The organism is Salmonella sp. SAL04202 (assembly GCF_046550775.1).
GTDB lineage: Bacteria > Pseudomonadota > Gammaproteobacteria > Enterobacterales > Enterobacteriaceae > Salmonella > Salmonella enterica.
The window spans coordinates 1798917-1820851 of record NZ_JBGDXK010000001.1; the positions used below are offsets into that span (position 1 = coordinate 1798917).

The following is a 21935-nucleotide window of genomic DNA, read 5'->3' on the forward strand; positions in this document are numbered from 1 at the left end:
TCTCGTCCGTAATAATCGGCTCATAACAGAGCCAGCAGAAAGATCAGTTCGCCAAGTTCGATCGCCGCGCCCAGCGTATCGCCGGTTTGACCGCCAAGCGTACGTTTAAGCAACTGGCCAAGGATGAAAATCGCCGCGCATGTGACCACCATTGCGGCCAACCCTTGCATACCAGGCAGTAATACCGTGGCGACGATTACCGCCAATCCCAGAGTAATGCAGGTTTGCCGTCCGCTGACTTTACCGATAAATACATTGCCAAGCCCCTCTTCACGGGCGTAGCGATGACGGTACATCAATAAAACGGCGCTGCCGCGTCCGGCCGCACAGGCCGCCGCCAACGCCGCCAACATTGGCGTTCCACGTAACGCCAGTTCGCTGACCACCAGAATTTTTGCCAGTAGCACAAAAATAAGCGCCAGCCCGCCATGGGTTCCCAGACGACTATCACGCATAATCTCCAGCATTCGCTCACGGCGGCGCGCGGAAAAAATGCCATCGCAGGTATCGGCCAGCCCATCCAGGTGAAAACCACCGGTCAGCAGCGCCAGCGCCAGAATACAGAACAACGCCGCTAGCGGAATACCACACCAGGGTTGCAGGAGGATGAAAATCAGGCCGCTTACGCCCCCCAGAATCAACCCGATAAAGGGAAACATCACGATCCCACGCGAATACTGCTCGAAATCCAGTCCCTGCGACCAGCGTGACGGCACGGGCAAGCGGCTAATAAAAGCGAGCATGGCCCAAAACAGCTTACTCATTTAATTTTGACTCCAATACCTGAGACTACCAGCCAGACCTCATCCGCCGCTGCCGACAGTCGTTGGTTGACCCGACCGGCAATATCACGAAAATGGCGCGCCAGACGGTTTTCCGGGACGATCCCCATTCCCACCTCATTTGTCACCAGTACCACTTTCGCCGGGCAGCGCTGGCAGGCTGCAATTAAAATCTGAATTTCATCGTCAATGGCGCGCTCCATCGCCGCGTAATCCCACTGTTCGGGATCGTTTTCGCCTCCCAGCGCAAACAGCAGATTCGTCACCATGGTGGTAATACATTCCAGCAAAATCGCGTCGTCAGGGGCAAGATCCGCGGTAATCAACGTATCAAGATGCCGCCAGCATTCTGCGGTCCGCCAGTGTGCCGGCCTGCCATCTTTATGATGCTGAATTCTCGCCGCTATCTCGTCATCAAGAATCTGCGAGGTGGCGATATACAGTACCTGCGGCGCATCGCCAATTAAGGCTTCAGCATGACGGCTTTTACCACTACGCGCCCCGCCCGTCACCAGAATCATCATACCGGCTCCTGATGCTGTTGCATGATGGTATAAATTTTATCAATATCAATATGTTGCCGCATCGCTTCCGCCAGCAGATCAAATTGCCGCGCTTTATGCTCCGCATAACAAAAAGTCGTTTCCCACGGCGCAAGCCCTTTTCGTGCCCGTAACCCATTGACCACCGCACGGGTAAACGCATCGCTGTCAAACAGGCCGTGAAGGTAAGTGCCAAACGCCAGTCCGTCGGCGGTGACCGCGCCATCCGCCACAGAGCATCCATTTTTCTGTAACGTCATGGCCGTACAGCATCCTTCCTGCAGCACCGTTTCCCCCATGTGAATTTCATAACCGCGTACCGGTAGCCCCGCCGCGGCAGCCAGCCAGCCGGGCAGCTCGCCTGACATTGTCGCGTTAACCTGCGTCGTGGTTTTATCCTGTGCAAAGCGAGTGATTGTATTAAGCAGCCCCAGGCCCGGCTGTGTACCCAGCCCCGACTCCACCTCATCCACAATGGTGTCGCCCAGCATCTGGTAGCCGCCGCAAATCCCCATCACCGGCACGCCCTGCCGATGTGTCTGCAATACCGCATCCGCCATCCCGCTTTCGCGCAGCCAGGCGAGGTCGCTCAGCGTATTCTTACTGCCCGGCAGGATCACCAGATCAGCGTCAGTCAACGCTTCCGGGCGGCGAATATAGCGTATGCGCACATCCGGCTGCGCCGCCAGAGCGTTAAAATCCGTAAAGTTAGAAATATGTGGCAGTTGCACAATGGCAATAGTGATATCACGGGGGGCGTTACCGCGATATTTATCGTTTTGCAGCGCGACGCCATCTTCATCTTCCAGATCCACATCCAGCCACGGCATCACTCCCAGGACCGGGACGCCGGTAAGCGATTCGATTTGTTCGATACCGGAATAGAGTAGCGCCACGTCGCCGCGGAATTTGTTGATAATGACGCCCTTTACTCTGTCACGCTCCTGTTTATGCAGCAGCGCCAGCGTGCCATAAATAGCGGCGAATACGCCGCCCCGGTCGATATCCGCCACCAGAATAACCGGACACTGGGCCATTTCCGCCATTCCCATATTGACGATATCGCGATCGCGCAGATTGATTTCCGCCGGGCTTCCGGCGCCTTCCAGCACAATAACGTCATATTCCTGCGCCAGGCTGTTATAGACCGCAAGGATTTGCTCACGCAAACGCGGTTTATAGTCATGGTAACTCACCGCATCCATATTGGTCGCCACTTTCCCCATCAGCACGACCTGCGCCTGGCGATCGCTGGTCGGTTTGAGCAGTACCGGGTTCATACGCACATCTGGCGTGATCCCCGCGGCTTCCGCCTGAAAAATCTGCGCCCGCCCCATCTCTTTACCATCCGGCGTAATACCAGAATTAAGCGCCATATTTTGCGATTTAAACGGCGCGGTACGCAGACCATCCTGATAAAAAATGCGGCATAAACCCGCCGCCAGCACACTTTTGCCGACGTCGGATGCCGTCCCCTGCAACATAACTGCCTGCGTCATGACGCCTCCCTGAATACGCACTTTTGCATTCGATGAAAAAACTCCGTTTCTGTTTTACACAGCGGCAGTCCCAGTTGAGTATGAAGTTTGACCAGCCAGGGCTGGGTTAGCCCCGCTTGTTCCATCGCTTCCGTACACGCGAAAACCTCGCCAGGCGCGCCATGCGTCAGGATCTGGCCCTGGCGTAACACGTATACGGCATCGCTAATTTCATAAATAAGATCGATATCATGGCTGGAGATAATGACATGATTTCCCTGCGCCACAATCCGCCTGATGATAGCAATCATCTGAGTGCGCCCTGCGGGATCGAGACCAGCAGTGGGTTCATCCAGCAATAGATAGCGCGCCTGTAGCACCAGCGCTCCGGCGATAGCCACACGTTTTTTTTGCCCATGACTCAAACACTGAATGGGCTGATGGCGAAAATGTTGGGCGTCAACCAGCGTTAGCGCCTCGTCGACGCGGCGCGTGATTTCCGCCTCCGGCACCCCCAAATTACGTAAACTAAACGCAATGTCGCTATCGATATCAGTATAAAAAATCTGCTGTTCAGGGTCCTGAAAAACCGTCGCAACTTGCTGGCGCAGCGCCAGTAGTCCGCGCTTGCTGTAATCCAGCGGTTTTCCCTGCCACAACACGGCCCCTTTTTGCGGACGCAACAGGCCGCTCAGGTTCATAAAAAGCGTAGACTTCCCACAGCCGTTCGCGCCCACCAAACCGGTAACAGGCGAAAGCGAAAAATCCAGATTTAACCCTTTAAGTACCGGCTCATCCTGATAACGAAACCACAGGTCTGAAGTGGCAAGCATAATAGTCCTTACAGGTGAAAATCACCCTGATACAGTTTGATATCCAGCGTGGTGGTCATTTGCTGATAACGCATTAACACCCGCGTAAACAGGAGTCCAGCCAGCATCGCCAGAGATCGATAGCCGTTCGGCAGGCTGCAATAACCAAAACGCAGCGTTTGCGCACGACGAATTGCCACCGCCTCATCCAGAAGAATAAAGAGAAAGCGCCACGTTAACAGGATTTGCTCGGTAAGCAGGCGTGGAATATGCGCGCGCTTAAGCAAGCTAATTAACTGCGGAAACGGTAGGTTCATCACCAGCCACAACGTCGCGGACAGCGCCGTCAGGCTACGCCAGAACGTTTCATTCGCCGTAACCACGCCCGCACGGGTGATCCCGATCCAGTACGGCCCGACAGAGATGCCAGCCAGCAGCATTTGCGGCTCGCGGCTGATGCTGAAGATAATCGTTATCACGCCGACCAACAAAAATCCAAAAGGTATCGCCATCCATCGACACCAGCGCCAGAGGGATATGCGCAATAGCCAACAGCTCAATCCGGCAATGATCAGCAGCTCAATGCCCTGCCCTACAGGCGGCAGAGCAAACGCCAGTATCATCATCGCCAGCCACAGCAAAAACTTGCGCTGCGGCGCAACGTGTGCCCAGCGGCTTTGATAGCTGAGTCGATCAAGCCCGGTCATCACGGCGTTGTTTACCTTTGCAATACCCCAGGATATAAAAGATCACCGCCGCGCCAAGAGAGCCCTGAAGGGTAAACAGCAGGCTTTCAATTTCACCGCTGGCAGGTTCATATAACGGCTGAAACCAGGGTTTATACTGCGGCGCAATAGCCTGAATCTGGCTTTCCGCTTCGCCGTCTGAACCGCCATATTCACCGCCATGGTTAATAAAAAACGGCAGAATCACCAGCGCCACCACCATCGCTAACAACATCAACGTTTTTTTCATTTTAATGTCCTTGTACGGTAATCACTTGCCGTTTGGTTAACTGGTCATAAATCATGACGGTTAATAAACCTTCGGCAATGGCGACAGGAATCTGTGTGAGGCAGAAAATCCCCATAAACTTCACAACAGACCCTGTCGCTCCGGCATGGGGATCGGGAAACGCAACACCAAGCTGGACTGAAGTCACAAAATAGGTCGCCAAATCCGCCAGCATCGCGCACAGAAAAACGGCGACATCGCGGCGCAGTCCGGCACGGCAGGCCATTTTCCACACCAGATAACCGACAACCGGGCCAATCACCGCCATCGACATTCCGTTTGCGCCAAGCGTCGTCAGGCCGCCGTGCGCCAGCAATAGCGCCTGAAACAACAGCACAACCGCGCCGAGAATCGCCACCACCCCGGGCCCGAACAAGATAACCGCCAGACCAACGCCGGTCGGATGTGAACAACTCCCCGTTACCGACGGAATTTTGAGCGCGGACAGGACAAAAATAAACGCGCCGCACAGCGCCAGCAGTACCTTCTGATGATTATCCTCCTGCACAATACGCCGTAAGCGCACCAGTCCATACCACAAGCAGGGTAAAAACAGTAACCACCAGGCCAGCGCCCACACTGGCGGTAAAAAGCCCTCCATGATATGCATCGCAAACGCCTGTTGCGGGACAACCATCAGCAATAGCGCTGCAGCCAGTCCACTGAAAGACAACTGTCGAAGCTGCTGTTCAAGTTTCATTCTGCATACTCCCACTGTTTATTGACCAGAATGGTCGAAAAATAGGGCAACGGTCGATCATCGTTGACCTCGTGGAGATGGCGCCAGCACTGCTCGCCGGGCAGTGTGGCCTCGGACATCATTAAGGCGCATTCCAGCAGGCCAGCCTGCGCCAGCAACGCTTTAATACGGGCGAACCGGCCATACACTTTCATCAACACCAGGCTATCATGCTGTTGTAGCGCCTGGGCTATTTCCGCTTCCGGCGCGGTACAAGAAATAACCGCCAGCGATTGCCGTTCTATGGCGAGCGGCATTTTCGCGCGGGCGGCTATCGCGGCGAAGGACGTGACGCCGGGGACAATCTCCAGCCACTCCGGGCAGCCGATTCGCTGGAGTAAAAAAATCCAGGTACTGAATAGCATCGCATCGCCCAGGGTAATAAAACCGACCTGTTTACCCGCTTCCACCTCTGCGGTAAGCGCGGCGGCAACCTCGTTCCAGACCGCTTCTTTCTCGGCGCCGTCAGCGCTCATAGGGAAATGGCAACAACGTACTTCCGTCTGCTCGCCGAGATAGTCGCGCACAATCGACAGCGCCAGACTATCGCCCCCCTTACGACCGGCGGGCGCATACAGAATGTCCAGCGAGCCAAGAATCCGCGCTGCGCGGACGGTTATCAGGTCGGGCGCGCCTGGCCCGGTACTTAATGCGTATAATTTACCGTTCATGCCGCCTCCTCTACCGCCATGTTCAGCGCCTGGTGCAAATGCGCGACAAACATCGCCCGGATAGCCGGGTTTTCTCCCAGCCCGCTCAGCCACGGCGTCGCCGGAATGCCCGCCGCGTTAAAGCGCATTTTCCATGAGTCGCCGTCGTCTGAAGCCATATCATTAATGGCGTGATCGCCCGCCACCAGCATTAATGGCATCAAATGTACGCCGGTGACGCCTTCGTCACGCAGGCTGTCGATCAGGATGTCGACCTCCGGGTAGCTTTCTACGGCGCCGACGCGCGCCGGAAAGCGCTGCGCGGTCATCATATGATCGAGACAGGCATAAGCTGCGAATGCGTGATGGCTGGCGCCGTGGCCCATAAAAACGACTTTCTCCGTTTGTCTGAGCGATGGCATCTGTTGTCGCAACGCCTGCATTAGCTGCACATAATCGTTATGGCTGTTCAACAGCGGCACGCCCAGCGTCAGGCGAGTGAATAACGGACGCAAGATTTGTACTTCACGGACAATTTTTTCATATTCGTCGCCGTTAATAATGTGCAACGACTGAATCGCCACGTCCTGATATCCCTGTGCGGCAAGCTTTTGCAAAGCCTGTAATGGCGTATCGATGTCGATACCGTCACGCTGGCGAAGCTTGCGAATGATCATTCCGGAAGTGAAGGCGCGAAACAGGTCGCGATCGGGACAGGACGCCGCCAGATCACGTTCGCACGCCACAATGTTTTTTTCACAGGTGTCGTGATAGCTGGTGCCAAAACTGACTACCAGAAGCGCTTTTTTCATTTTTACTCCTTAGCTGCGGCCAGCCAGCGCGATAAACGCTGCGCAAAGGCGGCCTGGCTTTCCAGTAACTCATCACCCGTCACAAGCGGCGTCGGGCGCGCAATAACGATGCAGGGAATGCCCGCATCCAGACAGGGCTGAACTTTTTCCTGATATCCCCCCTCCGCGCCGGACGCTTTGGTAATGACTACGTCGGCCCGGCACTGGTGGTAAAACGCGGCGTTAAAATCAGCGCTGAACGGCCCACACAGTGCGAAAATTTCTCCAACGCCGAACCCCAGTTCGCTGCAGCGTTGAATCACCTCCGCCACGGGCAGTACGCGCGCCAGCAACGTTTTTTCCGCCAGCCCGGCACGCCAGACGGCCAGATCTTTACTGCCGGTCGTCAGTAACACGCGCGGACCAAAACGCCTCGCTATCTCGCAGGCATCGGCAATACTGCGCGCCGTATAGAGAAGCGGATGCGTCAGATTGCTAAGCTGCTCCGGACGCTGATAACGACTTAACAACACGCCTGCCGTTTCACAGGCGCGAAGGAGGTTATGGCTGACCATTTCTGCATAAGGATGCGACGCATCTATTACCCAGCGAGTACGGTTTTCTTTTAGCCAGGCGACCATCTGCCCGTATTCCAGACGACCACAGCGCACCTGTCCTTTAATGTCGCCAGCCAGCGCTTTTCCGGCTGGCGTCGCCACGGATAAGGTGTACGCGACGTTCGCCGCATCCAGTTGTCGGCATAACGCGCGCGCATCGCTGGTGCCGCCCACCACCAGCACCTCCCCCTCATTCACAGCGTGTAACCTCGCGGCGTTATCATCAGCCCATCCTGAACATAGGTCGTTTTATTACCGACGATGACCAGACTGGTCATATCTACCGGTTCAAAATCCATATCGCCGAGCGTAGTCAGCCATTTTTCCTCTTTCTTACGTCCGGCGGATTTCACCACGCCAACCGGCGTTTGCGCGCTTTTACTGGCGGCAAGCAGGTCAAACGCGCGCGCCAGATGCCCTTCGCGCCCGCGGCTGCGCGGGTTGTAAAAACAGATAACGAAGTCGGCTTCGCCTGCGGCAACAATGCGTTTTTCAATCACCGGCCACGGCGTCAGCAGGTCGCTGAGGCTGATATGACAGAAGTCGTGCATCAGCGGCGCACCCAGCAGCGAGGCGGCTGCGATACTGGCGGTCATCCCCGGAATAAGGCTAACCTCTACATCCAGCTTCTGCTTGCTCACCAGCTCCAGCACCAGTCCCGCCATGCCGTAAATACCGGCGTCGCCGCTGCTAATCAGCGCCACGTTATGCCCGGCCTGCGCCAGCTCAATCGCCGCCTGGCAGCGTTCAATCTCTTTGCACATCCCGGTTTTGATCACCTGCTTATCGCCGGTAAAGGCTTTCACCAGGTGGGTGTAGGTTTTATAACCGACGACGATTTCCGCCGCCTGTAACGCCTCAATCGCTTCCATGGTCATCATTGACTGTGAGCCAGGGCCAATTCCGATTACGCTTAACATCAGTGTGAAACTCCCAAAGTAATAGTGACGCCCTGTTCGCGCAGGGTTTCGCCTAACAATTGTCCCTGGCTTAATAACCACGCAGCCGGGCCGGATACGCTGCCAACGCCCACCGTTTTTCTGACGAAGCCAGAACCGGGAAAATAGTGTTCGAATTCGCGCAACGCTTCGGCGGTAAAGGTTTTAAAAGGCACGCGGCAGCAGGAGGCGAGCTGAATAAGCCCCGGCTCCCCTTTTTTGAGCGTGACGCTGCCAATCGCTTTTAACGCCAGCGGATCGAGTTTCTGCGCTTCAAGCTGACGCGCCAGTAATGTCGCTAACAGGGGAAATGGCGTATCGCGGCGACAGCCAATTCCCGCCACCACACGCTGGGGCACCAGTTTCCAGTGCAGTACGGGAAGCTCAGGGAGGTCATTACGCAAAGAGACGCAGATAAGCGCATCCAGTTCAGGCAACCGCTGCAAATCATCAACAGGGATAAAACCGCGAATATCACACTGGCCGATCTCTTCCGTTAGTTCGGCATCCCACCATAACCCCACACGTTGATGACTGACCAACATCTGGTTAACGGTTTTTACCGCCGTTCGAAGATCGGTCATGCGGGCGTTAAGCTGGAAAGCTAAGGTGTCCAACGCGGACATCTCATTGACATCCGTTGCCGTGGTAATCACCGGATCGGCGCCTAACATTCCTGCCAGGTAGCGCGTCAAGGCATTGGCCCCGCCCGCATGACCGGAAAGCAGGCTAATGACATGCTGACCACGTTCATCAATGACGACCACCGCCGGATCGCTGAACTTGTCGTTCACTAACGGCGCCAGGACACGAACGGCAATGCCGGTCGCGCCGATAAAAATAAGCGCGGTATAAGTGGTAAAAGCCTGCCGGGCGGTATTAGCGAATCCGCCATCGAAGGGAATAAATCCCTTTTCCCGCAGTTTTTCACTGGTAAAGCAGGTTAACGGCAGCATCGCGGCGAGTCTCTTTGCCAGCGCCACGCCGCCGGGCGTCAGGCAAAACAACGCAATGGATTCAGGCTTTACGGTATTCATGGCTAAAGTCCGCTGCATAGAGTCTTGAGTAGTGATACTCCTTACCCAGAAAATTCCCGACCAGGATTAGCGCCGTCTTACGGATGCCAGCATCACGTACTTTGTCGCTAATATCCGCTAACGTGCCGCGAACGGTCTGACTTTCCGGCCAGGTAGCCTTATAGATGACTGCGACAGGCGTAGTTGCCGGATAACCGCCGGCAATGAGACGTTCCGCCACCCGATGAATACGCTGAACGGAGAGATAAATCGCCATCGACGTCTGGTGACTGGCGAACGCCTCCAGTTGTTCGCGCGCCGGTACTGGCGTACGCCCTTCCAGACGGGTAATAATGAGACTCTGCGATACCTCCGGTACGGTATATTCCACACCCAGCTCCGCCGCAGCGCCGAGAAACGCGCTGACGCCAGGCACTACCTGCCAGTCGATACCACGGCGGGTTAACTCTTCGCCTTGCTCACGTACGGAGCCGTACAGCGAGACATCGCCCGTTTGCAACCGCACCACCGTTTTTCCCGCTTTCACGCCCGCCGTCATCAGCTCGATAATCTGCTCAAGATGCAGTTCGGCGCTGTCGTAGCGTTCTGCCTGCGCGGGGCAGTAATCCAGCAGTTCGGTATTGATCAGCGAACCGGCATAGATAACTACCTGCGCCTGTTGCAGCAGGCGGTAGCCTTTAAGCGTGATCAGCTCGCGATCGCCCGGCCCGGCGCCGACGAACCATACACAGCGTGGATCAAATGTCTCTGACATGGTTTTCTTCCTTCTGACAGGCGATAACAAAAACAGGATTGTTCGGTTTGAAATAGTGCCCCGCCCCCAGCGGCGTTAACGATGAAAGCTGAAGCTGTACACAGTCCATTCGACATGCGCCGATGTGGGCAAGATGCGCCAGCGCGCTATGAAGGTTTTCCTGCAAGATAAAGGTCATCACCAGACGGCCACCGGGATGCAGATGGCCCATCGCCCAGTCAATCAGCGCCGTCAGATGCCCGCCGCTGCCGCCCATAAACACCGCATCGGCTTTCCCGGTTATGGTCATTGGCGCTTCGCCGGGGAGAATATCGATATTGCCGCAGGCAAAGCGCTGACGATTCTCATCAAGCAGCCGTAGCGCGGCAGGATTACGCTCGATAGCCGTCACCTGCAACGAAGGAAATTGCAGCGCCGCTTCAATTGAGACGCTTCCCGTTCCCGCCCCGACGTCAATCATGTGACTGGCGCGGTGGAGATCAAGTTTCGACAGTGCCAGCGCCCGTACCGCCTCTTTGGTCATTGGCACGTTCTCGCCGCGCAGAAAAAGCTCATCTTTCATCCAGGATCACCACTGCATTCATTTCATAGTCGGCGTTGACCGCACTGACGGGTAGCCAGTGGATCCGCTCATTTTCCATCGCCAGATTTTCACCAATCACCATTAAGCGATGCCCTTTACCGCGCGCGACCAGCTCCCGCGCGATTTCCCGCGGCCCGCAGCGGGCATCCGTGACCATCGCCACTTTGCGATGGTTCGCTAACTGCTCGAAGCTGACGCAACGACCGTGGCTACTGGTCAACCACATGTCATTCATATCAATCCCAGCCTGTGCGCACAGATACTGTACGGCGCTGATGCCAGGGATAATGCGAACCTGTTCGATACCAAAATGCGCCACCAGGCGTGTACCGATGCCATAAAACAGCGGATCGCCGGAGGCCAGCACCACGATCCCTTTATCCCGACGGGCGGCAATCCATGACAACAACGCGCCAATATCCGCGCCCAGCGTAAATCGTTCGCCGCCAAACGCCGGAAACTGCGCCAAATGCCGTTTACCGCCTGCCAGCGCATCGGCGTGGTCTATCGCTTCCAGCGCCGCAGGCGTCATCAAATGCCGTCCAGCGGGCCCCATTCCCACGACCGTTAGCATTGCAGCTCCTTAGCAATCTCGTCGACGGGACGATTACTGCCGAGAATATGGTTATCAAAAGAAAACAGGATGGCGTCGCAGACAGGCGGCGTTTTGGTAAAACGCAGCATCTGCATGACTCGCAAACAAATACGCCTGGCAAGATGGTTATAGATATGCCCGAAGCCATATGCTTCAATGTGCTCCATTGCCGCTTCGGTGGTATCGCAATCGCTGACCAGGGTGAGTAACTCCAGCGGCGCGCCCAGTAAAGCTAAATGCGCGACCAGCGTTTCCATGCGCGCATCGGCAATATGGCTATGGGTATGAAAGATCCCGGCGGCGATTTTGATCAATTTTCCAGGATGCCCCACCAGCACTATCTGGCAAAATCCCAGCCGTACCGCCTCTTCAATCATGTAGCCGACAAAATTGCTCATGGTGACGACCGCCTGTGTGTCGACGCCCATTTGTTCGCGAACAAACCGTTCGCCGTGGTTGCCCGGCACGAGTATCACCCGCGTTAATCCTGACGCCCGTTTGATCTCCAATTCCAGCGATAGCGAGCGTTTCCAGCTTTCTTCCGACATCGGCGTCACAATGCCGGTAGTGCCAATAATGGAAATGCCGCCAAGGATGCCAAGCCGCGAGTTATACGTTTTTTGCGCCCGCACTTCGCCTTCCGGGGCAAAAATCTCCACATCGGCCCCACGCGCCGGGCCTATCGCTTCGCGCACCGCTGACTCAATGGTATGGCGCGGCGTACGATTGATGGCGGCGCTCCCGAGCGGCAGTCCAACCCCTTTACGCGTTACCGTACCAATACCTTCGCCGCCAGTGAGCGTAATCTCACCGCTGTCGTTGAGCGTAACGCGGGCAAAAATCAGCATTCCGTGCGTGGCATCCACATCATCGCCGCCATCTTTACGAATTGCGGCTATCGCCTGCTGGCCTTCAATGTGCGGCGACTCCACGTTCAGGCATAGCGTGACGCCCGACGGCGTGACGATGGAGACCTGATGAATCAGATGTTGACGCAATACCATCAGCGCGGCGACTTTTGCCGCCGCCGTCGCGCAGGAACCGGTGGTATATCCTTTACGTAACGCTTTACCGTGGTGCCAGACCGGCGCGTCAAAAGAAAGCTCGCTCATCAGGCCTCCCGGAGGTGATAGAGCAACGCATTGACGATAGCGGCAGCCACGTTACTGCCGCCTTTACGCCCTAACGCGGCAACCGCGGGGAAATGGCTATGGGTGAGTGCCTCTTTGGACTCCGCCGCGCCGACAAAGCCTACCGGTACGCCCACCACGCCGCTCACCGTCACGTTATGTTCAAGCAAACGGAACAGGGCCGTCGGCGCATTACCGAAAACAAAGAGCTTGTTTTTCTCCTCCTCGGCGATAGCGATATCGACGGCGGCCATTGAACGGGTAATCCCCTGCGTTTGTGCGGCGCGCACCACGCGCGGATCGCTGATATAACAGCGACACTCGCCGCCAAACGTCGCCAGTAATCTTTTATTAATGCCGGACAGCGCCATCGTGGTATCGGTATAAATAATGCACGGATGGCGTAACGCATCACAAAGCTGCTCCAGCGCATCGGCAGAGAACCACAAAATGTCCAGCCAGTCGAAATCGGCGGTGGTATGAATAACCCGCTTGATAATGGCCTCATGGAGCGGACTGGCGAAACGGTAATCAGGACGCGTTTCGCGAATAATGTCGCGAATAATGGTGAAACTGTTGGCCTCAATGGTTTGGGGCTGCTGGATATAATGCATACTGTCGTCCTCAGGCCACGCCAGATAACCCGCACCGCGCCGCAATAAACAGCGCCAGCGCCAGGGTTGAAGCGACCCACATCAATCGAATCGTTCGGGAAATATCGTCCACGGAAATATCGCGCTGCGCGTCGCCGATCCAGGGTTTGTCCACACGCTCGCCAAAGTAGTTATTTGGGCCGCCGAGCTGGATTCCTAAGGCGCCAGCCACACACGCTTCCGACCAGGCGCAATTTGGGCTACTGTGGTTATAACGGTCACGCCAGCCAATATGCAGCGCCCGCCAACCACTCAGGCGACACAGTCCTGCCGCAATGCCCAGCAACAGCCAGCTCAGTCGGGCAGGAAGATAGTTCGCTACGTCGTCCATACGGGCGCTGACCATACCAATCGCCCGGTATTTTTCATGTTTGTAGCCCACCATTGAATCCAGGGTATTGACGGCTTTGTAGGCCATCGCCAGCGGCGCGCCGCCGAGAAAGAGGAAAAAGAGCGGCGCGATAATGCCGTCAACGGTGTTTTCTGCAACCGTTTCCACCACGGCGCGATTGATCTGCGCTGGCTGAAGTTGCGACGTATCGCGCCCGACGATCCAGGAGAGTTTTATTCGGCTTTCCGCAAGGTCGTTCTCCCGCAACGGTCGTTCAACCTCCTGCGCGGCGCGGGCCAGAGAGCGTCCGGCCAGCGTGGTAAAGATCATCCAGACTTCGACGCTCCAGCCAAACCAGGGGTGAATCCGCTGCGCCAGCGCCAGTACGCCCCATGCCACGCCCCAGGTCGCCCCGACAACCACAACCCACATTACGCCGCCGCCAATCCGCAGCGCTTTATCGCCGGGACAATAGCGACGCACAATACGCTGCACAAACGTGATTAAACGACCTATCCAGCGTACCGGATGGGGCCAGTGTTGAGGGTCGCCGATGATAAAATCCAGCACCCAGGCGATACACCAGGCAAGAATCGTCATAATACGCGCCTCGCCGCCGCCAGCCAGTGCTGCAACATTTCCGGACGCTGGGCGAAATGGACGTGCAGATAGCTGGCAAACGTGTTGCCTGTCTGCCAGCCGCCAGTCCATTCCTGTAACACGCGGCCATCGCGAACCTTACGACAGGCCATAACGGCGGGTGTTTCGGGAATAAAATCTGAGTAGTGAAATTCATGGCCGCGCACTATCTCGCCAGGCACCGCCAATAGCGTTGGCTGCATAGCCTGCGCCTCACAGTAGCCAAAGCGGGTAAGTCGCTTACCCATTTTGCTGTGACCGGGGATAATATTCGCCATCTGATGAATTTCCCCACCGCTATCCTCCAGAGTGCTCCCCAAATACATCAGACCGCCACACTCCGCGTAAATCGCCACGCCGCGCTGATGCGCCGCCCGCAAATGTTTTAACATCGCCGTATTTGCCGCCAGCTCTGCGGCGTATAATTCAGGATATCCACCGCCCAGCCAGATCATCTGGCAATCAGGCAATGCGCGGTCATGCAGTGGGCTAAAACGCACAATGTTAACGCCAGCACGCTCCAGCAAATCGATGTTATCGGGGTAATAAAAGTTAAAGGCCTCATCATCCGCCAGAGCAAGCGTCAGCCCTGCCCCCGCTGTGTTATCGGGGCGTTCAGGCCACATTCCCGCCGGAAGCGCTGATAACACGCTCAGCGAGAGTAGCGCATCCACATCCACTGTTTGTTCCAGCGAGGCGGCAAAATCATGCCATGATTGCTGATTGACGAGGGATTCTCTGGCGGTAATCAACCCCAGGTGGCGTTCAGGTAATGCGACGCCGTCGCAATGAGGGACATACCCCAGTACCGGCAGTGAGCAATAATGTTCAATGGCATTTTTGAGGAGCTGATAGTGGGCGTCGCTAGTGACGCGATTCACAATCACGCCCGCGAGGTTGAGGGTCGGGTCGAAGTGCTGAAATCCCATAACGGTAGCCGCAAGCGACGTTGAAACAGCCTTGCCGTCCACCAGTAGGATGACCGGGCAACCAAGCTGTTTGGCCATCGCAGCTGTGCTGCAGTAATTGGGATCGACGCCATAGCCGTCATACAACCCCATGACCCCTTCAATGACAGCGATATCCGCCTGCCGCATTTGTTCGCAAAATAAGGCGTTGAGAACAGGAGGAGGAAGCATGAAACTGTCAAGATTACGGGACGCCACGCCACAGATAGCGGTATGCCAGCCGGTATCAAGGTAATCTGGCCCAACTTTAAACGGCTGTACGCGCAGCGCGCGTTTTTGCAGCAGCCTCAACAAACCAAGCGTCACCGTGGTTTTGCCGCAACCGCTTCCTGTGCCTGCAAGAATAAATGCGTGATGCCTTGCCGCCATTACCCTGATCCTGTTCAGGGTGGTAGGGGTATACAGGTACGCGCATGTTCAGTCTTTCGACTGTACGCGTCTTCGCAACCCACTTCCCACCGAAGTTGTTGGTTATCACCGACAGGCAGGTCTTCTGGCTTAGCGTCCTCCTCGCCCGTCCTTCCCAATCTTGCGATCAGTGGTCTTTACGGGGTCGTCAGCATCACAGCAGCGGGGGCTGCGGGGGATTTTCACCCCCTTCCCTACCACAAATGTGGCAAACCTGTTGGTTTACGTTATGGCTGTACGGCACACCCATAACGACAATTAATAATGTGCTACGTTTTACATTTCTGTGAGCAATAGCCTGAGCGGTTGCTCATCTGACGTTAATCTACTCATCCTTACCGGTATATTGACGATAAAACGTATCGACAAAGCGTAATAAAACTTATCTTTCCTGACACTGTACTTCATCACAAAAATAAAAACTGGTGCAGTTTATGCCCTAAATTTTATTATTTTGTTGCGCTATGACAATTTATTGTTACACCAGATAAATTTTCTTTCTGAAATGATTAAGATACAAAAGACTATCAAAAATCGGCAATAGCAAAATATTGCTATTCATAACGATGGAGGATGAGAATTCTCATTTATCTGCTGGCGATAAGCCTGCGGCGTAACCTGATAGGTCTGGCGGAAGACTTTGCAAAAATAGCTGGTTTGCGAAAAGCCTAAATTACGCGCAATACTGGCAATACTCCAGTCACTATGGCAAAGCAATTCTCTGGCGCTAACCATTCTCTGGCGGTTTACCCACGCATTAAATCCGATTCCCTGATATTTCTTGAATAGCTTACTGAAGTAATAGGGGCTGAGATAGACATGTGAGGCGACATCCTCAAGACGAAGATCGTCGGACAAATGCGCATCAATATAGCGAAGCGCTTTTTTCATTTTACTGTCATGCGGAGTGGGACCACGAGTGGTTTTATTTGCCTCCGATTGCTGCGGATTGTCTTTGATAACCACGAAATTGAGTTGTTTTTTCAGGCAATTCTCAACAATCAGTTTAAGAAGATCGGCGGAAGCGATAACGCGTGAATAGTCCATCTCTGGCACATTCCGAAATTCATTCAAGAGCTCAGGGTCAGCCTGCCAGCGATCGTCGACATTAAGAATGTTTACCAGCTCCACGTCATTACTTAAACGAACCTGCCCGCATAAAACAAAGCCAACTAAATGCCCTGCGATTACCAGCGGAATAGAAAAATCCGTTAGACCGGCATGACAACGATAAATACAGGGTTGATCGGACTTCGATGCCTCCAGTCCCCCGCAGCGATCGCTCATACGACAACGTGTACTATGCTGGGGATGCTGCCGCATCAACTGACAAAACGGCGTGAAATTGAATAGCTCAGATATTTCATCACCATGAATATTGACAACCACAACCGCCAGACCGGTGGCTTGTGCAAAATCCTGTGCGATTTTATTAATGAGTTCTGAGTTCAGAGCGCTCGCAGAAATCATGATAAAACCCCTCAGTTAATTTATTGTTATAAACAAAACACATTATTTACATTCACTTTTTATTAGCATTATCCTGGCCCTGATAAAAAGTACAATGACAATATCAAAAGTCTCCCATTGCTGGGAGACGTTTTGATCAGTTCGTGAAAGCAGATCACGAAATTATCTCACCTGTTTTTACGATACATCATTGCTGTGAATCTGGTTCGCATTTTCTTACAGTTCACAGCGGTTACAAGGTAAATTCTTACCAATAAAATAGCGATATATGGCTGCTCCGGCACAGGCGCCGATAACAGGCGCGACAATCGGCACGATAAAATAAGGGATCTCTCGCCCACCGCTCATCGCCATGTTCCCCCACCCCGCTAACCATGTGAACAGTTTGGGACCGAAATCACGCGCCGGGTTCATTGCAAAACCGGTAAGGGGTCCAGTAGACGCGCCGATAACGGCAACCAATATCCCAATAAGCAAAGGCGCAAGCGGCCCTTTAGGAATGCCATTGCCATCATCCGTCAATGCCATGATCATGCCCATCAGAATCGACGTAATGACCACTTCCACCAACGCAGCCTGCCATACATTTAGCGCTGCGGCCGGATAGGTACTGAAAATGCTGGCTAATTGCAAACTTTCGACGCTACCGCGCACCATATGATGCGCAGTCTCAAATTCAGTAAAAAGGCTACTATAAAGCACATACGCCAGCAGAGCGCCGCCAAAAGCGCCAGCAAACTGGGCAATAATATAAGGCAATACTTTCTGTTTGGGGAAGCAGGCAAAGAGCCACAGCGCAATCGTCACCGCAGGGTTAAGATGTCCGCCGGAAATCCCGGCCGTAAGGTAAACGGCCAGTGAAATCCCAAGCCCCCAAATAATGCAAATCTCCCATAATCCGAGGCTGGCGCCTGCGACTTTGAGCGCGCTCAAACAACCGATACCAAAAAACAAAAAGAGTCCGGTGCCTAAAAATTCCGCACCACATTGCGCCTTTAGAGAATCATTCATGTGACACCTTCTGAGCAAAGTTCGTGTCCTGGCCAGCGCAAGTTTCGGCTGGCGGTAGTGTACAGCTAACCTCACTATAAAAAGTGCCGCCTGTAAATTGTTGGCAACCTGCGGGCCTGCCTTCCGGAAAAATCGTGTTGCGATAGCAAAATTTTGCTTTTCCGATATTTTTATCAGCCCATCACACGGGAAATTTGAGCTATAAAATACGCCTGTGGAAATAATAAAATATTGCACAAGCCAACTTATCAATTTCGAATAAGCATCACATTTTGCGTCTTTCGCCATATCAAATAAAAATACTCTCGTCACTAACAAAAATGTAAAAATGAAATGATAAAAACAAAATAATCATATAGACAATAATAAATTAAATATTGATTATCAATGAGTTATAAAAATAAAAGGCAATTTAGTCATATTGCTTTCTCATTATTTTCTGATGCTCAACAGCAAGTCAGCCATTCTTTTTCCTCGCATCTTCTTATAGTCCCCACTATCGGAACACTCCATGCGAGGTCTTTATGCAACAAGAAGCACTAGGAATGGTAGAAACCAAAGGCTTAACCGCAGCCATAGAGGCCGCTGATGCAATGGTTAAGTCAGCCAATGTGATGTTAGTGGGCTATGAAAAGATTGGCTCCGGGCTGGTAACCGTCATCGTGCGCGGCGATGTTGGCGCGGTCAAAGCGGCCACCGATGCAGGTGCCGCAGCCGCACGCAACGTGGGTGAAGTGAAAGCCGTACACGTCATCCCACGCCCTCACACCGATGTAGAAAAAATCTTACCGAAGGGAATTAGCCAATGAGCAGCAATGAGCTGGTGGAACAGATCATGGCGCAGGTGATTGCCCGTGTGGCAACGCCGGAACAACAGGCCATCCCTGGTCAACCCCAACCTATACGAGAGACGGCTATGGCAGAAAAAAGCTGCAGTTTAACGGAATTTGTCGGGACCGCCATTGGCGATACCCTGGGCCTGGTTATCGCCAACGTCGATACCGCCCTGCTGGACGCGATGAAGCTTGAGAAGCGCTATCGTTCCATCGGTATTCTCGGCGCCCGCACCGGCGCAGGCCCGCACATTATGGCGGCGGACGAAGCGGTGAAAGCCACCAACACCGAAGTGGTCAGCATTGAGCTGCCGCGCGATACCAAAGGCGGCGCGGGCCACGGTTCGCTGATTATTTTAGGCGGTAACGACGTGTCCGACGTCAAGCGCGGTATCGAAGTCGCGCTGAAAGAGCTGGACCGCACCTTCGGCGATGTTTACGGCAACGAAGCCGGGCATATCGAGCTGCAGTACACCGCTCGCGCCAGCTACGCCCTGGAAAAAGCGTTCGGCGCACCGATTGGCCGTGCCTGCGGCGTCATCGTCGGCGCTCCGGCTTCCGTCGGCGTACTGATGGCCGATACCGCCCTGAAGTCAGCCAACGTTGAAGTCGTGGCGTACAGCTCTCCGGCGCACGGCACCAGCTTTAGTAACGAAGCCATTCTGGTGATTTCCGGCGACTCCGGCGCGGTCCGTCAGGCGGTGACCTCCGCCCGCGAAATCGGCAAAACCGTCCTTGCGACCCTCGGTTCTGAACCGAAAAACGATCGCCCGTCCTACATCTGATACCCACGAGGCTGATTCATGAGATCGAAAAGATTTGAAGCACTGGCGAAACGCCCTGTGAATCAGGACGGCTTTGTTAAGGAGTGGATCGAAGAAGGCTTTATCGCGATGGAAAGCCCGAACGATCCAAAACCGTCGATTAAAATCGTTAACGGCGCGGTGACCGAGCTGGACGGAAAACCGGTTAGCGAATTCGACCTGATCGACCACTTTATTGCTCGCTACGGCATCAACCTGAACCGCGCCGAAGAAGTGATGGCGATGGACTCGGTCAAGCTTGCCAATATGCTGTGCGATCCTAACGTCAAGCGCAGCGAAATCGTTCCGCTGACCACCGCCATGACCCCGGCGAAAATTGTTGAAGTGGTTTCGCATATGAACGTGGTTGAGATGATGATGGCGATGCAGAAAATGCGCGCACGCCGCACGCCGTCTCAGCAGGCGCACGTCACCAACGTCAAGGATAACCCGGTGCAAATTGCCGCCGATGCCGCCGAAGGCGCATGGCGCGGGTTTGACGAACAAGAAACCACGGTTGCGGTAGCACGCTACGCGCCGTTCAACGCCATCGCGCTGTTGGTCGGCTCTCAGGTTGGTCGTCCGGGCGTACTGACGCAGTGCTCCCTGGAAGAAGCCACCGAGCTGAAGCTCGGCATGCTGGGCCACACCTGCTACGCCGAAACCATTTCCGTTTACGGCACCGAGCCGGTCTTCACCGACGGTGACGATACGCCATGGTCGAAAGGCTTCTTAGCCTCTTCCTACGCCTCTCGCGGCCTGAAAATGCGCTTCACCTCCGGCTCCGGATCCGAAGTGCAGATGGGCTACGCCGAAGGCAAATCCATGCTGTATCTGGAAGCGCGCTGCATCTATATCACCAAAGCGGCTGGCGTTCAGGGTCTGCAAAATGGCTCCGTAAGCTGTATCGGCGTACCGTCTGCCGTGCCATCAGGCATTCGTGCCGTGCTGGCGGAAAACCTGATCTGCTCGTCACTGGATCTGGAGTGCGCCTCCAGTAACGACCAGACCTTCACCCACTCCGATATGCGTCGTACCGCGCGCCTGCTGATGCAGTTCCTGCCGGGTACCGACTTTATCTCCTCCGGTTATTCCGCGGTGCCGAACTACGACAACATGTTCGCCGGTTCCAACGAAGATGCGGAAGACTTTGACGACTACAACGTTATCCAGCGTGACCTGAAAGTGGACGGCGGTTTGCGCCCGGTTCGCGAAGAGGACGTTATCGCCATCCGTAACAAAGCCGCCCGCGCGCTGCAGGCCGTGTTTGCCGGAATGGGACTACCGCCGATTACCGATGAAGAAGTTGAAGCCGCGACCTATGCCCACGGTTCGAAAGATATGCCGGAGCGTAACATCGTCGAAGACATCAAGTTCGCCCAGGAAATCATCAATAAAAACCGCAACGGTCTGGAAGTTGTGAAAGCGCTGGCGCAGGGCGGGTTTACCGACGTGGCCCAGGACATGCTCAACATCCAGAAAGCCAAGCTAACCGGCGACTATTTGCACACCTCCGCCATTATCGTCGGCGACGGACAAGTGCTCTCTGCGGTTAATGACGTCAATGACTATGCCGGTCCGGCAACAGGTTATCGCCTGCAGGGAGAACGCTGGGAAGAGATTAAAAACATCCCTGGCGCTCTTGATCCCAACGAGATTGATTAAGGGGTGAGAAATGGAAATTAATGAAAAATTGCTGCGCCAGATAATTGAAGACGTGCTCCGCGATATGAAGGGCAGCGATAAACCCGTCTCGTTTAATGCGCCTGCGGCATCCACAGCACCACAGACCGCTGCGCCTGCGGGCGACGGCTTTCTGACCGAAGTGGGCGAAGCGCGCCAGGGCACTCAGCAGGACGAAGTCATTATCGCCGTCGGCCCGGCATTTGGCCTGGCGCAAACCGTCAATATCGTGGGCTTACCGCATAAGAGCATTCTGCGCGAAGTCATTGCCGGTATTGAAGAAGAAGGTATCAGGGCGCGCGTGATTCGCTGCTTTAAATCTTCCGACGTGGCGTTCGTCGCCGTTGAAGGTAACCGCCTGAGCGGATCCGGCATCTCCATCGGCATCCAGTCGAAAGGTACTACGGTTATCCACCAGCAGGGGCTACCGCCGCTCTCCAACCTGGAGCTGTTCCCACAGGCGCCGCTGCTGACGCTGGAAACCTACCGTCAGATTGGTAAAAACGCCGCCCGTTATGCGAAACGCGAATCACCGCAGCCGGTCCCTACGCTCAATGACCAGATGGCACGCCCGAAGTACCAGGCAAAGTCGGCCATTTTGCACATTAAAGAGACCAAGTACGTCGTGACGGGCAAAAACCCGCAGGAACTGCGCGTGGCGCTTTGATAAAGGA

Annotated in this window: 25 protein-coding genes and 1 riboswitch; of the genes, 4 read left to right on the forward strand and 21 right to left on the reverse strand. The window is 54.8% G+C overall.

Annotated features, from left to right (window positions below):
- Window positions 1-20: 20 nt before the first annotated feature.
- The 21 genes from cobS to pduF all read right to left on the reverse strand — a co-directional run bounded on the left by cobS (window position 21) and on the right by pduF (window position 17942).
- Window positions 21-764, reverse strand: coding sequence for an adenosylcobinamide-GDP ribazoletransferase (gene cobS / locus ACLJQJ_RS09060; RefSeq protein WP_000039997.1), 744 nt, complete (start codon window positions 762-764; stop codon window positions 21-23).
- Window positions 761-1306: a bifunctional adenosylcobinamide kinase/adenosylcobinamide-phosphate guanylyltransferase gene (cobU, locus tag ACLJQJ_RS09065; RefSeq protein ID WP_063809136.1), complete on the reverse strand. Its 546-nt coding sequence runs from the start codon at window positions 1304-1306 to the stop codon at window positions 761-763. The genes cobS and cobU overlap by 4 nt, the downstream gene beginning before the upstream one ends.
- Window positions 1303-2823, reverse strand: coding sequence for a cobyric acid synthase (locus tag ACLJQJ_RS09070; protein ID WP_000189656.1), 1521 nt, complete (start codon window positions 2821-2823; stop codon window positions 1303-1305). The genes cobU and ACLJQJ_RS09070 overlap by 4 nt, the downstream gene beginning before the upstream one ends.
- The gene (locus tag ACLJQJ_RS09075; protein WP_001808107.1) at window positions 2820-3635 is read right to left on the reverse strand and encodes an energy-coupling factor ABC transporter ATP-binding protein; all 816 of its coding nucleotides are present in this window, start codon (window positions 3633-3635) and stop codon (window positions 2820-2822) included. Before ACLJQJ_RS09075 ends, ACLJQJ_RS09070 begins: the two co-directional genes overlap by 4 nt.
- A gap of 8 nt (window positions 3636-3643) precedes the next feature.
- The gene (locus tag ACLJQJ_RS09080) at window positions 3644-4321 is read right to left on the reverse strand and encodes an energy-coupling factor ABC transporter transmembrane protein (protein WP_021000466.1); all 678 of its coding nucleotides are present in this window, start codon (window positions 4319-4321) and stop codon (window positions 3644-3646) included.
- Window positions 4308-4589, reverse strand: a complete 282-nt coding sequence (locus ACLJQJ_RS09085) for an energy-coupling factor ABC transporter substrate-binding protein (protein WP_000753212.1) — start codon at window positions 4587-4589, stop codon at window positions 4308-4310. Before ACLJQJ_RS09085 ends, ACLJQJ_RS09080 begins: the two co-directional genes overlap by 14 nt.
- 1 nt (window position 4590) lies before the next feature.
- A complete protein-coding gene (gene cbiM / locus ACLJQJ_RS09090) occupies window positions 4591-5328 on the reverse strand; it encodes a cobalt ECF transporter S component CbiM (protein ID WP_000764336.1) in 738 nt (245 codons plus the stop codon).
- The gene (locus ACLJQJ_RS09095) at window positions 5325-6038 is read right to left on the reverse strand and encodes a cobalt-factor II C(20)-methyltransferase (protein WP_001013552.1); all 714 of its coding nucleotides are present in this window, start codon (window positions 6036-6038) and stop codon (window positions 5325-5327) included. The genes cbiM and ACLJQJ_RS09095 overlap by 4 nt, the downstream gene beginning before the upstream one ends.
- A complete protein-coding gene (gene cbiK / locus ACLJQJ_RS09100; protein ID WP_063809135.1) occupies window positions 6035-6829 on the reverse strand; it encodes a sirohydrochlorin cobaltochelatase in 795 nt (264 codons plus the stop codon). Before cbiK ends, ACLJQJ_RS09095 begins: the two co-directional genes overlap by 4 nt.
- Window positions 6830-6831: 2 nt before the next feature.
- Window positions 6832-7623, reverse strand: coding sequence for a cobalt-precorrin-6A reductase (locus tag ACLJQJ_RS09105; RefSeq protein ID WP_001001983.1), 792 nt, complete (start codon window positions 7621-7623; stop codon window positions 6832-6834).
- A complete protein-coding gene (locus tag ACLJQJ_RS09110; RefSeq protein ID WP_063809134.1) occupies window positions 7620-8345 on the reverse strand; it encodes a precorrin-3B C(17)-methyltransferase in 726 nt (241 codons plus the stop codon). The genes ACLJQJ_RS09105 and ACLJQJ_RS09110 overlap by 4 nt, the downstream gene beginning before the upstream one ends.
- The gene (gene cbiG / locus ACLJQJ_RS09115; RefSeq protein ID WP_063809133.1) at window positions 8345-9400 is read right to left on the reverse strand and encodes a cobalt-precorrin 5A hydrolase; all 1056 of its coding nucleotides are present in this window, start codon (window positions 9398-9400) and stop codon (window positions 8345-8347) included. Before cbiG ends, ACLJQJ_RS09110 begins: the two co-directional genes overlap by 1 nt.
- Window positions 9381-10154 carry a cobalt-precorrin-4 methyltransferase gene (locus ACLJQJ_RS09120; protein WP_023234608.1) on the reverse strand — a complete coding sequence of 258 codons (774 nt, stop codon included), beginning with the start codon at window positions 10152-10154 and terminating at the stop codon, window positions 9381-9383. Before ACLJQJ_RS09120 ends, cbiG begins: the two co-directional genes overlap by 20 nt.
- Window positions 10138-10716, reverse strand: a complete 579-nt coding sequence (locus ACLJQJ_RS09125) for a decarboxylating cobalt-precorrin-6B (C(15))-methyltransferase (RefSeq protein ID WP_063809132.1) — start codon at window positions 10714-10716, stop codon at window positions 10138-10140. The genes ACLJQJ_RS09120 and ACLJQJ_RS09125 overlap by 17 nt, the downstream gene beginning before the upstream one ends.
- Complete coding sequence (locus tag ACLJQJ_RS09130; RefSeq protein WP_000958833.1) at window positions 10706-11311, reverse strand: cobalt-precorrin-7 (C(5))-methyltransferase; 606 nt, start codon at window positions 11309-11311, stop codon at window positions 10706-10708. The genes ACLJQJ_RS09125 and ACLJQJ_RS09130 overlap by 11 nt, the downstream gene beginning before the upstream one ends.
- Window positions 11305-12444: a cobalt-precorrin-5B (C(1))-methyltransferase CbiD gene (gene cbiD, locus ACLJQJ_RS09135; protein WP_023195021.1), complete on the reverse strand. Its 1140-nt coding sequence runs from the start codon at window positions 12442-12444 to the stop codon at window positions 11305-11307. The genes ACLJQJ_RS09130 and cbiD overlap by 7 nt, the downstream gene beginning before the upstream one ends.
- Entirely contained in the window at window positions 12444-13076 is a 633-nt protein-coding gene (locus tag ACLJQJ_RS09140; protein ID WP_063809131.1) for a cobalt-precorrin-8 methylmutase, read from the reverse strand. Before ACLJQJ_RS09140 ends, cbiD begins: the two co-directional genes overlap by 1 nt.
- A gap of 10 nt (window positions 13077-13086) precedes the next feature.
- Entirely contained in the window at window positions 13087-14046 is a 960-nt protein-coding gene (gene cbiB, locus ACLJQJ_RS09145) for an adenosylcobinamide-phosphate synthase CbiB (RefSeq protein WP_063809130.1), read from the reverse strand.
- Window positions 14043-15422, reverse strand: coding sequence for a cobyrinate a,c-diamide synthase (locus ACLJQJ_RS09150; protein ID WP_023199991.1), 1380 nt, complete (start codon window positions 15420-15422; stop codon window positions 14043-14045). Before ACLJQJ_RS09150 ends, cbiB begins: the two co-directional genes overlap by 4 nt.
- A 96-nt stretch (window positions 15423-15518) precedes the next feature.
- Window positions 15519-15694, reverse strand: a riboswitch (cobalamin riboswitch).
- Between the two features lie 325 nt (window positions 15695-16019).
- Entirely contained in the window at window positions 16020-16931 is a 912-nt protein-coding gene (gene pocR, locus ACLJQJ_RS09155; protein WP_000622326.1) for a transcriptional regulator PocR, read from the reverse strand.
- Window positions 16932-17147: 216 nt separating this feature from the next.
- Window positions 17148-17942 (reverse strand): propanediol diffusion facilitator PduF, encoded by a 795-nt coding sequence (gene pduF, locus ACLJQJ_RS09160; protein WP_001000023.1) that lies wholly within the window; start codon window positions 17940-17942, stop codon window positions 17148-17150.
- Window positions 17943-18466: 524 nt separating this feature from the next.
- Between pduF and pduA the strand changes: the two genes are divergently transcribed.
- The 4 genes from pduA to pduD are packed head-to-tail and all read left to right on the forward strand — an operon-like array spanning window position 18467 to window position 21928.
- A complete protein-coding gene (pduA, locus tag ACLJQJ_RS09165; RefSeq protein ID WP_001183618.1) occupies window positions 18467-18751 on the forward strand; it encodes a propanediol utilization microcompartment protein PduA in 285 nt (94 codons plus the stop codon).
- A complete protein-coding gene (gene pduB, locus ACLJQJ_RS09170) occupies window positions 18748-19560 on the forward strand; it encodes a propanediol utilization microcompartment protein PduB (RefSeq protein ID WP_000097500.1) in 813 nt (270 codons plus the stop codon). Before pduA ends, pduB begins: the two co-directional genes overlap by 4 nt.
- Window positions 19561-19578: 18 nt before the next feature.
- On the forward strand, window positions 19579-21243 hold the full coding sequence (pduC, locus tag ACLJQJ_RS09175) for a propanediol dehydratase large subunit PduC (protein ID WP_001256896.1): 1665 nt from the start codon (window positions 19579-19581) through the stop codon (window positions 21241-21243).
- Window positions 21244-21253: 10 nt separating this feature from the next.
- Complete coding sequence (gene pduD, locus ACLJQJ_RS09180; RefSeq protein WP_000405049.1) at window positions 21254-21928, forward strand: propanediol dehydratase medium subunit PduD; 675 nt, start codon at window positions 21254-21256, stop codon at window positions 21926-21928.
- Window positions 21929-21935 lie beyond the last annotated feature (7 nt).

What these genes read in the sequence shown, in the direction of transcription:
- ACLJQJ_RS09095 (WP_001013552.1), bottom strand. Translation starts at nt 6,038, where the DNA reads ATGAACGGTAAATTATACGCATTAAGTACCGGGCCAGGCGCGCCCGAC.
- pduA (WP_001183618.1), top strand. Translation starts at nt 18,467, where the DNA reads ATGCAACAAGAAGCACTAGGAATGGTAGAAACCAAAGGCTTAACCGCA.
- pduD (WP_000405049.1), top strand. Translation starts at nt 21,254, where the DNA reads ATGGAAATTAATGAAAAATTGCTGCGCCAGATAATTGAAGACGTGCTC.
- ACLJQJ_RS09080 (WP_021000466.1), bottom strand. Translation starts at nt 4,321, where the DNA reads ATGACCGGGCTTGATCGACTCAGCTATCAAAGCCGCTGGGCACACGTT.
- ACLJQJ_RS09120 (WP_023234608.1), bottom strand. Translation starts at nt 10,154, where the DNA reads ATGTCAGAGACATTTGATCCACGCTGTGTATGGTTCGTCGGCGCCGGG.
- ACLJQJ_RS09085 (WP_000753212.1), bottom strand. Translation starts at nt 4,589, where the DNA reads ATGAAAAAAACGTTGATGTTGTTAGCGATGGTGGTGGCGCTGGTGATT.
- cbiB (WP_063809130.1), bottom strand. Translation starts at nt 14,046, where the DNA reads ATGACGATTCTTGCCTGGTGTATCGCCTGGGTGCTGGATTTTATCATC.
- ACLJQJ_RS09150 (WP_023199991.1), bottom strand. Translation starts at nt 15,422, where the DNA reads ATGGCGGCAAGGCATCACGCATTTATTCTTGCAGGCACAGGAAGCGGT.
- ACLJQJ_RS09075 (WP_001808107.1), bottom strand. Translation starts at nt 3,635, where the DNA reads ATGCTTGCCACTTCAGACCTGTGGTTTCGTTATCAGGATGAGCCGGTA.
- ACLJQJ_RS09110 (WP_063809134.1), bottom strand. Translation starts at nt 8,345, where the DNA reads ATGTTAAGCGTAATCGGAATTGGCCCTGGCTCACAGTCAATGATGACC.
- pduF (WP_001000023.1), bottom strand. Translation starts at nt 17,942, where the DNA reads ATGAATGATTCTCTAAAGGCGCAATGTGGTGCGGAATTTTTAGGCACC.
- cobS (WP_000039997.1), bottom strand. Translation starts at nt 764, where the DNA reads ATGAGTAAGCTGTTTTGGGCCATGCTCGCTTTTATTAGCCGCTTGCCC.
- ACLJQJ_RS09125 (WP_063809132.1), bottom strand. Translation starts at nt 10,716, where the DNA reads ATGAAAGATGAGCTTTTTCTGCGCGGCGAGAACGTGCCAATGACCAAA.
- cbiD (WP_023195021.1), bottom strand. Translation starts at nt 12,444, where the DNA reads ATGAGCGAGCTTTCTTTTGACGCGCCGGTCTGGCACCACGGTAAAGCG.
- cbiK (WP_063809135.1), bottom strand. Translation starts at nt 6,829, where the DNA reads ATGAAAAAAGCGCTTCTGGTAGTCAGTTTTGGCACCAGCTATCACGAC.
- ACLJQJ_RS09070 (WP_000189656.1), bottom strand. Translation starts at nt 2,823, where the DNA reads ATGACGCAGGCAGTTATGTTGCAGGGGACGGCATCCGACGTCGGCAAA.
- ACLJQJ_RS09130 (WP_000958833.1), bottom strand. Translation starts at nt 11,311, where the DNA reads ATGCTAACGGTCGTGGGAATGGGGCCCGCTGGACGGCATTTGATGACG.
- cobU (WP_063809136.1), bottom strand. Translation starts at nt 1,306, where the DNA reads ATGATGATTCTGGTGACGGGCGGGGCGCGTAGTGGTAAAAGCCGTCAT.
- cbiM (WP_000764336.1), bottom strand. Translation starts at nt 5,328, where the DNA reads ATGAAACTTGAACAGCAGCTTCGACAGTTGTCTTTCAGTGGACTGGCT.
- pduC (WP_001256896.1), top strand. Translation starts at nt 19,579, where the DNA reads ATGAGATCGAAAAGATTTGAAGCACTGGCGAAACGCCCTGTGAATCAG.
- cbiG (WP_063809133.1), bottom strand. Translation starts at nt 9,400, where the DNA reads ATGAATACCGTAAAGCCTGAATCCATTGCGTTGTTTTGCCTGACGCCC.
- ACLJQJ_RS09140 (WP_063809131.1), bottom strand. Translation starts at nt 13,076, where the DNA reads ATGCATTATATCCAGCAGCCCCAAACCATTGAGGCCAACAGTTTCACC.
- pocR (WP_000622326.1), bottom strand. Translation starts at nt 16,931, where the DNA reads ATGATTTCTGCGAGCGCTCTGAACTCAGAACTCATTAATAAAATCGCA.
- pduB (WP_000097500.1), top strand. Translation starts at nt 18,748, where the DNA reads ATGAGCAGCAATGAGCTGGTGGAACAGATCATGGCGCAGGTGATTGCC.